General features: G+C 49.1%; 8 protein-coding genes and 1 pseudogene. 3 read left to right on the top strand and 6 right to left on the bottom strand.

The features are described from left to right. A pseudogene (locus IQ235_RS10800) lies at nucleotides 1-600 on the top strand (hypothetical protein); the annotation flags it as partial. An 85-nt stretch (nucleotides 601-685) separates the two neighbouring features. Here IQ235_RS10800 and IQ235_RS10805 read toward each other — a convergent pair. From IQ235_RS10805 to IQ235_RS10815, 3 genes are all read right to left on the bottom strand, one after another. Further along, a complete protein-coding gene (locus tag IQ235_RS10805; RefSeq protein ID WP_264321475.1) occupies nucleotides 686-1,768 on the bottom strand; it encodes a Fe(3+) ABC transporter substrate-binding protein in 1,083 nt (360 codons plus the stop codon). 319 nt (nucleotides 1,769-2,087) lie between these two features. Then, nucleotides 2,088-2,507 (bottom strand): ExbD/TolR family protein, encoded by a 420-nt coding sequence (locus IQ235_RS10810; RefSeq protein WP_264321476.1) that lies wholly within the window; start codon nucleotides 2,505-2,507, stop codon nucleotides 2,088-2,090. Between the two features lie 5 nt (nucleotides 2,508-2,512). Then, nucleotides 2,513-3,040, bottom strand: coding sequence for a phosphoribosyltransferase (locus tag IQ235_RS10815; protein ID WP_264321477.1), 528 nt, complete (start codon nucleotides 3,038-3,040; stop codon nucleotides 2,513-2,515). Between the two features lie 210 nt (nucleotides 3,041-3,250). Here IQ235_RS10815 and IQ235_RS10820 point away from each other — a divergent pair, with 210 nt between their 5' ends. After that, nucleotides 3,251-4,678, top strand: coding sequence for a DUF2157 domain-containing protein (locus tag IQ235_RS10820; RefSeq protein WP_264321478.1), 1,428 nt, complete (start codon nucleotides 3,251-3,253; stop codon nucleotides 4,676-4,678). Beyond that, nucleotides 4,675-5,319, top strand: a complete 645-nt coding sequence (locus IQ235_RS10825) for a GDYXXLXY domain-containing protein (RefSeq protein WP_264321479.1) — start codon at nucleotides 4,675-4,677, stop codon at nucleotides 5,317-5,319. Before IQ235_RS10820 ends, IQ235_RS10825 begins: the two co-directional genes overlap by 4 nt. A gap of 76 nt (nucleotides 5,320-5,395) precedes the next feature. Here IQ235_RS10825 and folP read toward each other — a convergent pair whose 3' ends face one another. The 3 genes from folP to IQ235_RS10840 all read right to left on the bottom strand — a co-directional run bounded on the left by folP (nucleotide 5,396) and on the right by IQ235_RS10840 (nucleotide 8,959). After that, entirely contained in the window at nucleotides 5,396-6,271 is an 876-nt protein-coding gene (gene folP, locus IQ235_RS10830) for a dihydropteroate synthase (RefSeq protein WP_264321480.1), read from the bottom strand. Nucleotides 6,272-6,497: 226 nt separating this feature from the next. After that, nucleotides 6,498-7,886, bottom strand: a complete 1,389-nt coding sequence (locus IQ235_RS10835) for a UDP-glucose dehydrogenase family protein (RefSeq protein WP_264321481.1) — start codon at nucleotides 7,884-7,886, stop codon at nucleotides 6,498-6,500. 137 nt (nucleotides 7,887-8,023) lie between these two features. After that, nucleotides 8,024-8,959, bottom strand: coding sequence for a UDP-glucuronic acid decarboxylase family protein (locus tag IQ235_RS10840; RefSeq protein WP_264321482.1), 936 nt, complete (start codon nucleotides 8,957-8,959; stop codon nucleotides 8,024-8,026). Nucleotides 8,960-9,275 lie beyond the last annotated feature (316 nt).

Consider the following 9,275-nt stretch of genomic DNA (forward strand, 5'->3'; position numbering starts at 1 on the left):
GTCGAAGCCACAGCACCGGATATAGTGATTTCGGCAACTGAAACACCGGCAGAGGAGGAGACAGAAGCCACAACAGTAACACCTGAAGTTGTGGAAGAAACGACCACTTCTCCAATACCCGAAGTGGAAGAAATAACACCCGAGGCTGCCGTCGAGGAAACCATAGACGCCACAACGGTAATACCTGAAGTTGTGGAAGAAACGACCACTTCTCCAATACCCGAAGTGGAAGAAGTAATACCCGAGGCTACCGTCGAGGAAACCATAGACGCCACAACGGTAACACCTGAAGTCGAGGAGGAGACAACACCGGATCTTCCGACTGTTTCTGAGGTCAAAGCGGTGCTTGAAACTCAAACAGCGGAAATTATAGAAGAGACGGCAGAATTGGAAACCGAACCCCCCAAAGCGGATATTTCAGAAGAAATTAGCAAGGAATCGATCGAACCCGAAATTCCTCCATCAACCCCAGACACAATAACAGAAGCGCCAACGGAAAAATCGACGGTCGACCCCTCTCAACCGCAAGATGATTCTTCAGATACTCCATCGGGTTTCGGAGAACTGAAGGTCAAAAAAAATCGGCGCAAGAAACGGTAATCGCTAATAACCATTGGTGAAAGACGAAAAGCGATCGAGCTATCTCGATCGCTTTTCGTCGGGTTTGGTGATGTTTTAAACCAGACTATTTCCAGCCGGCCCGATCCATAATTTGGAGAGCTTCGGCATTATTTTCTCCGACCGTTGCGGCATTCAAGTTATCTTCTTTAAAAGGAACGTATTCCTCTAAAAAGGCATTGTCTAATTGTGCTCCTTCAACAACGGGAAACTCGTTATTGTTCCTAGCAAACTGAGTTTGGACTTCAGGAGTGACTAAATACTCGATAAAGGCGATCGCATTTTCCTTGTTTGGGGCATTTGCCACCACGCCAGCACCGCTAATATTAATGTGAGTACCTCGATCGTCCTGGTTGGGGAAAAACATCCCTAATTGCTCAATCACTGCCCGATCTTCGGGGTCGTCGGAATTGGCCAAACGAGCGACATAGTAGCTATTGACGATCGCCAAATCGGCAACGCCATCAGCAACAGCTTTAACTTGGCTCACATCGTTACCTTCTGGGGGACGGGCGAAGTTATCCACTAGCCCTTTTGCCCACTCTTCCGTCCCATCGGGGTCGTTTGCTGCCAAAATCCCACCCACGAGGGATTGATTGTAAATATTATTAGACGATCGAACGATGATTCTCCCCTGCCACTTGGGATCGGTTAAAGCCTCGTAGGTTGTCAGTTCTGAGGGATCGACAGTTTCTTTGTTGTAAACGATGATTCTCGCCCGCTTCGAGAGTCCGAACCAACGCCCTTCGGGGTCGCGTAAATATTCGGGAACCGCAGCTTCGAGGGTTTCCGATTCGATCGGTTGCATAATCCCGGCTTCTTGTGCTCGCCACAGACGACCGGCATCCACGGTAATGAAAACATCGGCAGGACTGTTCTCGCCTTCAGATTTAATCCGTTCTACGAGCTCGTCTCCCTTGCCTTCGACGAGGTTCACGTCTATGCCCGTTTGCTCGGTAAAATTGTCGTACAGGGTTCGATCGCTATCGTAGTGACGCGCCGAGTATACGTTGACGACTTCTTCGGTTGATTCGCCTGGGCCTGCTCCTTGCTCTGCTCCTTGCTCTGCGGCAGGCTGTTGGGCGCAGCCAACGGTGACGGCAAAGGCGGTTGAAGCCACCGCTAATAAACTGTGCTTAATCCATTTCATATCAATTTAAAACTCCTCAACTTAAGGGTTCGTGCGATCTTTTGGGTACGATCTTGGAGGCTTTTCGCATTAGGTGAGGTCTGCAACGGTCGATTGACAGGGTAGACCCGAAGCATTCGGGATTGTTTCGAATGCAATGCTGCAACTCATCTCGAGGTAGTGAAATATATTTTTAAAAGCACCCGGTCTAGCCACCGGAAGATCGCTAATCCCCGAACTATCTTAACGCTTTAATGCAACTAATTTCTAGTTAAAACGAAAATTAATCGGAGTTAGTTGAATTAGTGAAAAACTGCCCCGATCGCCTTTCGCCTTTTACTTACAGGGGACTAATCGCCAAAGAAACCCGTTTTCCCCCCACCTGGCGCATTCGTCCCAGTAGCTGAAGTACTTGTTCGTAAGACGATCGGCGATCGGCTTGCAACATCACCGAACTGTTGGGGTTTGCAGCTAAATAGGCTTCGATCGTGGCGAGCAACTGCTCTGGGGTTACCGCCTGTTCTCCAATGAGAATCTCTCCCCGCGCGTTCAAACCCACAATCAATGGCTCAGAAGCCGTCCCAACGGTCGTTCCCTCGCCAACCCCCGGTAACTCCACATCTACAACGAATTGCTGGTGCGTTAGAGTCATAGAAATGAGAATAAAAAATGCCAAAATGCTCATCAACACGTCCATCAGGGGCAACATATTGACCGTCGGCATGGGGGGGATCGATCGTTGGCGAGAGTGAAATCCCATTGGGTTTAGACTTTAATTGATAATTGCTCGTATTTAGCCCAGAGTCGGGCGGGATTCATCTGTTCGTAGGGTTCAAAAGGCTGGTGAATCCAGGGATTATCTGGGAGAAACTCGACGTAATAATCGGGGACGACGATCGATCGAGCTTTGTGCCACAGTACGGCAGTCCGCACCTCTTGGATTTGGGAAGCATAACGACCGGCAAGCCATTGAAGGGTTCTCTCGAGAGAAACACCCGAATCCACAAGATCGTCTACAAGTAATAGTCGCTTTCCCAAATTCGCGGCAGTCGCGGTCAAATGCTCGGAAAAGGCGATTTTTCCTTGTGTCTTTCCCCCCGCACCGCCATAGGAGGATACCGCTAAAATGGCTAGGGGTCGATCGAAAATTCGAGAGAGCAAATCGCCCACCCGAAGTCCACCTCTAGCAAGACAGAGAATGCCATCGAACTCCCATCCGGAGTTATGAATTTGTCCGGCGAGTTGCTCGATTTTTTGGTGGTAGCCTGACCAATCAACGTATAGATCGGACATAGAGTCGATAATAAAGACTTAAAAGTTAAGCCTTTGAGTGTATCACAGCACAGTCTGCTAGGCTAAGCCAAAATATTAGAGAACACGCCCTCGAAACTGCCATAATGTTCGCCATTAACGGTTTGCATCCCCGATCTTTATCGACTCTCGCGTTAGGCAACTTTGGCAGCGTCGAATCTCTATCGAGTCTCGGGTAATCCCCGCAAGCTTATGGTTTCCGAAAAGTTTCGCCGCCAACTGCGCCAAGAAGCCCAAACCTGGCGAGATCGAGGACTGATCGATTCGTCAACCTACGCCCAACTGGCCGAGCACTATCAGTTTGCAGAAATTGATAGTGCGGCGCGAAACCGTTTTATTGCCATACTCATGGCTTTGGGAGGCGTTCTGATGGGATTGGGAGCGATCGCTTTTGCCACCGCCCATTGGGACACTTGGCCTCGCGCGTATCGCTCGATGATACTGGTGAGTTTATTTGTTGGTGTAAATGGCACCGGATTCTATCTGTGGCGCGCAACGACTCTACCCAAAGCCTACCGAAGTTTGGGGCAAGGATTGTTGATCCTCGGGGCGCTAATTTTAGGGGCGAACATGATGCTGATGTCCCAAATGTTTTATGAAAGTGGAAAGGTTTGGGAACTGTTGCTGATTTGGGGATTGGGCGTTTTGATGATGGCTTTTAGCCTGCGTCTGAAATCTCTAGGCGTTCTTGCCATTCTCCTAATAGAAACTGGATATTGGTTGGGGGCGTTCGATCGGAGTAGCTGGGAAACATTGGCGTGGATTCAATGGGTAATTCGTCATATGTCTTTAGTCGCAGCCTCCCTCTTTATTCCCCTTGCATATTGGTGTCGTTCCCGCACGATTTTTTCTTTGGGAGCCATAGCGATGGCGACATCGCTAGCGGTCGCTATCTTACGCTGGCAAGGATGGTTAGTGGAGGTGGCTTTCGTTCTCCCTCCCGCTCTTCTATGGGGTTATAGCGATGGAATTTGGCGGTTGCGTCTTCCCCAAAAATCGTCGAGTTTCTCTTCGTCGGAGCGCTTCCAAGCTACTAGCCGCAGTTTAGCCGTCTGTTTTTTAGCCGTTTTATTTTACAGTCTTTCTTTTAATCGATGGAATTATATCGAACGACCCGATTTGAGTCTTCAACAGTGGCAACAAAACTTGCCGGTATTACTCGATGTTGGTATTCTAGGTAGTATAGCAATACTGGGATGGATACAGTTTCGATTCCATCCCCAAAGCTGGAAATCTATCCAGATAAAAGCAGTTAATACCGGGCTTATTACCTGTTTTTTAATGACCGCTGGGTGCGTCACTTATTGGCATCTCAGTGTCGATAGAATTCCCATCGCGATCGCGATTGTTTTTAATATTATGCTATTTTGTTTGGCGATCGCTCTAATTCGAGATGGTCTGACTTTAGGAAGTCGCCGGACTTTTTGGGGAGGGCTATTATTTTTAGTTCTGGGCATCGCATCCAGAATGCTCGAATATAACACGGGATTAATCTTAAAATCTCTTGTTTTTGTATCGTGTGGTGTCGGAGTGACAATTGCCGGACTGTGGTTCGAGCGCAACGAGAAAAAACTTAAGCATCGATCGAAGATCGAGCTGACTCGCGAGGAAGCTTCATGAGTAACGATCTAACCTCACCGGCTGCGGATAGTCCCTCGAACTCTCAACCTAAAAAACCGTTGTCATCTTGGCGATTGTGGGTTCCTTTGCTGCTGCAATCGGTACTGGCCGTTTCGATCCCCCTTCAAGATGCTCATACCTACATGACAGGAAAATCCATCGTCCTGCAAACCTCTGCGGGAAATTCTGCCAACCCCATGGGGCGAGATCGCCGAGAACTCAATTACGAAATTTCCCATCCCGAAAATTTAAGGCGATTACCCGGCAGCAAACAATTTTTCGATCGCCATTGGGGACGTCGTAATTTTACCTTTTACGTCACCCTCCAATCGCCCATCGTTCGATATGCAGACTCGCCCCTTCCCTGGCAACCGGTTCGGATCGGGGACGAACGGCCTCAACATTTAGCCCGCAATCAAATTGCTCTCAAAGGTCAAGTCAAAGGACGACGAATTCTTTACGGTCTCGAAACCTATTACATGAGCGAAGAACGGCACCAACAGGTTAATAACGAGGTGATTCGGGTTCGCAATCTTCGCGATCGCGCGGGAGGCTCTTTTGTCGTCGAAGTGAAAGTGGACGATCGCGGTCATGGGGTTCCAGTGAGTCTCTGGGTGGGCGATCGTCACTATCGCTTTTAAATGCTCGTCAACTAGTTGGCGAGCGTTCAACTCGTTCTCGATCGTCTCAGATCGAATCCGGTTGGATGGAAATCTCTTAATCCCGAAAAATCGCATCGGCCACGCGGCAGATATCGTACATTTGCCCAACATCATGAACTCGTAAGATATCTGTCGCTTGGGCGATCGCTGCGGTACAAGCCGCCCCGGTTCCCCAAACTCGTGCTTTGGGATCGTCTCGGTTGAGAATACGACCGATAAAACTTTTTCGAGAAACACCGACGAGGAGAGGATATTCCAACGCGCGAAGCTGCGATAGATTTCGCAGAACGATCAGATTCTGCTCGTAGGTTTTGGCAAAACCGATACCGGGATCGAGGATAATGTTCGATCGCCCTATACCCGCTTCGATGGCGGCATTCGCCTGATGTTGAAGAACCTGGCAGATTTCGCCCATCAAGTCTTTGTAGTCGGTGAGGGTTTGCATGGTTTGGGGCGTACCGCGCATATGCATTAAGATCGCAGGAACCCCCAGCCCGGCGATCGTGGGTAACATCTGCGAGTCTCCCCGTCCCCCGGTTATATCGTTGACGATATCTGCCCCCGCTTCAACAGCCGCCCGCGCCACCTCCGATCGGCTCGTATCGACAGAAATGACGATCGAATCCATTGACTGTCGAATCCCATCGATTGTGGGAATTACTCGATCGAGTTCTTCTGCCAGGGAAATTTCAACGGCCCCCGGACGGGTCGATTGCCCTCCGACATCAATGATATCTGCACCGGCCTCGACCATCTGCCGAGCTTGCTGGAGAGCCGCATCCACCGTATCGAACTGTCCTCCATCACTAAAGCTATCGGGTGTGACGTTGAGGATACCCATTAAATAGGTGCGATCGCCCCACTGAAAAATGCGATCGCGGATTGTTAGGGTGGAGAGTTGAGGTGGGATGGGATTTTGGGGAGTTCGCATGAATTTTTTAGAATCGGTAACAACGAGCACCAAAATCAAAAAGGGCAACCTTTCGTAGATTGCCCTTTTCGAGAATATAGAGTTAAGCGATAAATCTCAATCGGTGGGTTGCATCGATTGGAAGATAGCCATTACCTGAAAAGTTGCCTCTAAACGAGATACTCGTTAGAAAACAAGAATTCGATCGTTACCCGAAACTCCATAAGTAATATTACCCGCCAGTTTCCTAGTGACCGATACCAACGTAGCGGAAGCCTGCTTTTTCCATCTCCTCGCGATTGAGGAAGTTCCGACCGTCGATGAGGACGGGATTTTGCATTTGCTTAGCCATATTGCCGTAATCGAGGGATTGGAACTGCTTCCAGTCAGTGACTAACACCAACGCATCGCAGCCATCGGCCAACCGCTCGGGATCGGTTTCGACTAAAACCCCAGTCAGACCGTCACGCAACCCCGAAGAAGAGACGATCGGATCGTAAGCTTTGACTTTAGCCCCCAAACGATTTAGATTTTCGATCAGCAGCAGGGACGGTGCATCGCGCATGTCATCGGTATCGGGTTTGAAGGTCAAACCCAGCAAGCCGACGGTTTTTCCTTTGAGAATTTTCAGCTCTTTTTGCAGTTTCTCCAGAGCTAACAAGCGCTGACGCTGATTCACCTCAACTGCCGCTTTGAGCAATTGAGCCTCGTAGCCGTAATCGTCAGCGGTGTGAACCAAAGCCGACACATCTTTGGGGAAGCAAGATCCACCCCAACCAATGCCTGCTTGAAGAAATTTACCGCCAATGCGAGAATCCAAACCAATTCCTTGGGCAACCTGAGTTACATCCGCACCGACGCGATCGCAAATATTGGCGACTTCGTTGATAAAGCTAATTTTGGTGGCCAGGAAAGAATTCGCCGCATACTTAATCATTTCAGCGGAGTTGAGATCGGTCATCACCACCGGAACGGCAGGTAGCGACGGATCTTCTGCAAATTTACGCTGGGTGATGGGTGCGTACAACTCTTGCATCATCGCCAGAGCCTTCGAGGCATTGCTACCCAAGACAATGCGATCGGGATTGAACGTATCGTAGACCGCCGAACCTTCTCGCAGGAATTCGGGGTTACTGACAACATCAAACTCAGCGACAATATCCGTTGGGGTCACATCGGCACTGCCGCTATCACCCGCTAAGGATTTCTGACGTTCGGCCATACCATCGAGAACGATCATCCGTACCCAGTCACCGGAGCCAATGGGCACGGTAGACTTGTTGACAATCACCTTGTAACCACCTTGAAGATGGGTGCCGATACCCCGAGCGACTGCTTCGACGTAGCGAGTATCGCTCTCTCCTGTGGGTAAAGGCGGCGTACCCACCGCAATAAATAGAATCTCGCCGTGGTTGACACCTGCCCCTAAATCGGTGGTAAACTCGATAGTCCCAGCTTCGATGGCTGATTCCATAATTTCTGAAAGACCTGGCTCAAAGATTGGCGAGCGACCGGCCTTCATCATTTTTACTTTTTCTTCGTTGTTGTCAACGCAGATAACATCGTGTCCCACATGAGCGAGGCAAGCTCCTGTGACTAGACCAACATATCCAGTACCAATGACGCAAACACGCATATTAGTTACAATCCTTCTGAACTAAAATAAGGGTTGGGGGTTCATCAATGAGTTCGCACCGTCAGAAACCATAACAGGTCACTCGATCCCAATATAACCAATCAAATTGTGTAGGCACCCGGCTCGAATGGAATTTTTTATTGCGAGGAGAGGCGATCTCGGAAATCGTCGATGGTCAACTTCAACCCCTCTTCTAAAGCAATGGTGGGTTCCCATCCCAGCCAAGTCTTAGCTTTGGTGATATCTGGCTGACGGCGACGCGGATCGTCTTTGGGAAGTGTCTCAAACTGAATCGGCACGCTCGAGTCAATTTTAGCTTGGATAGCTTGAGCGAGTTGCAAAATTGTATACTCTCCCGGATTCCCGAGATTGACCGGTCCAGTATGCTCTTCATTATTCATCAAACGGATAAATCCTTCGATTAAATCCGAGACATAACAGAAACTGCGCGTTTGCGAACCATCTCCGTATACGGTGAGGGGAATGCCCTTCAATGCTTGAACGATAAAGTTGCTCACGACTCGACCGTCATTTTGTTGCATCCGGGGACCGTAAGTATTGAAAATACGAGCAACTCGCACATCAACACCATTTTGACGGTGATAGTCGAATGCTAGGGTTTCGGCCACTCGCTTTCCTTCGTCGTAGCAGGAACGAATGCCAATGGTATTGACATTGCCGCGATATTCTTCGACTTGGGGATGAACCTCAGGGTCACCGTAAATTTCCGAGGTGGAAGCCAGAAAAAACCGAGCTTTGACGCGCTTGGCGAGTCCGAGCATATTCAACGTCCCTATGACATTGGTTTTGATGGTTTTAACGGGGTTGTACTGGTAGTGAACTGGGGAAGCCGGACAGGCAAGATGGTAAATTTGATCGACTTCTAACCGAATCGGTTCAGTTATATCGTGACGAACCATCTCAAAATAGGGATGTCCGATCCATTTGAAGATATTGCGTTTCGTTCCGGTAAAGAAGTTATCTAAACAGATCACTTCGTGACCTTGCTCCATCAGTCGATCGATGAGGTGGGAACCTAAAAATCCCGCGCCGCCCGTGACCAAAATTCTCATGCGAGTTATCTATTCTATCTTGAGGTGAGACTCGACTTCTAAGGTATACTGCGATCGAACAAACTGTCTACACCCGATCGAGCGTTAAACTGAAAACTTTATTTTTCATAAATATCGCCAATATTGCCTTAAATCCCGATCGAGGTTCAGTTGGGCGATCGGGTTTGAAATCGGGTTTAAAATTTCATCCATCCAGACTGTCGGCTTAGACTTATGTCTCATCCCCTATACGTTGCGTTTATCTGGCATCAGCATCAACCCCTCTACAAAAGTCGTGCCGAACAGTCTTCTGTGGCCTATCGATTTCCTTGGCTGG

Origin of the sequence: Zarconia navalis LEGE 11467 (genome assembly GCF_015207075.1) — a bacterium.
GTDB lineage: Bacteria > Cyanobacteriota > Cyanobacteriia > Cyanobacteriales > Geitlerinemataceae > Zarconia > Zarconia navalis.

Excerpts from the sequence above, each read along its gene's own strand:
- IQ235_RS10805 (WP_264321475.1), bottom strand. The coding sequence starts at position 1,768 with ATGAAATGGATTAAGCACAGTTTATTAGCGGTGGCTTCAACCGCCTTT.
- IQ235_RS10810 (WP_264321476.1), bottom strand. The coding sequence starts at position 2,507 with ATGGGATTTCACTCTCGCCAACGATCGATCCCCCCCATGCCGACGGTC.
- IQ235_RS10815 (WP_264321477.1), bottom strand. The coding sequence starts at position 3,040 with ATGTCCGATCTATACGTTGATTGGTCAGGCTACCACCAAAAAATCGAG.
- IQ235_RS10820 (WP_264321478.1), top strand. The coding sequence starts at position 3,251 with ATGGTTTCCGAAAAGTTTCGCCGCCAACTGCGCCAAGAAGCCCAAACC.
- IQ235_RS10825 (WP_264321479.1), top strand. The coding sequence starts at position 4,675 with ATGAGTAACGATCTAACCTCACCGGCTGCGGATAGTCCCTCGAACTCT.
- folP (WP_264321480.1), bottom strand. The coding sequence starts at position 6,271 with ATGCGAACTCCCCAAAATCCCATCCCACCTCAACTCTCCACCCTAACA.
- IQ235_RS10835 (WP_264321481.1), bottom strand. The coding sequence starts at position 7,886 with ATGCGTGTTTGCGTCATTGGTACTGGATATGTTGGTCTAGTCACAGGA.
- IQ235_RS10840 (WP_264321482.1), bottom strand. The coding sequence starts at position 8,959 with ATGAGAATTTTGGTCACGGGCGGCGCGGGATTTTTAGGTTCCCACCTC.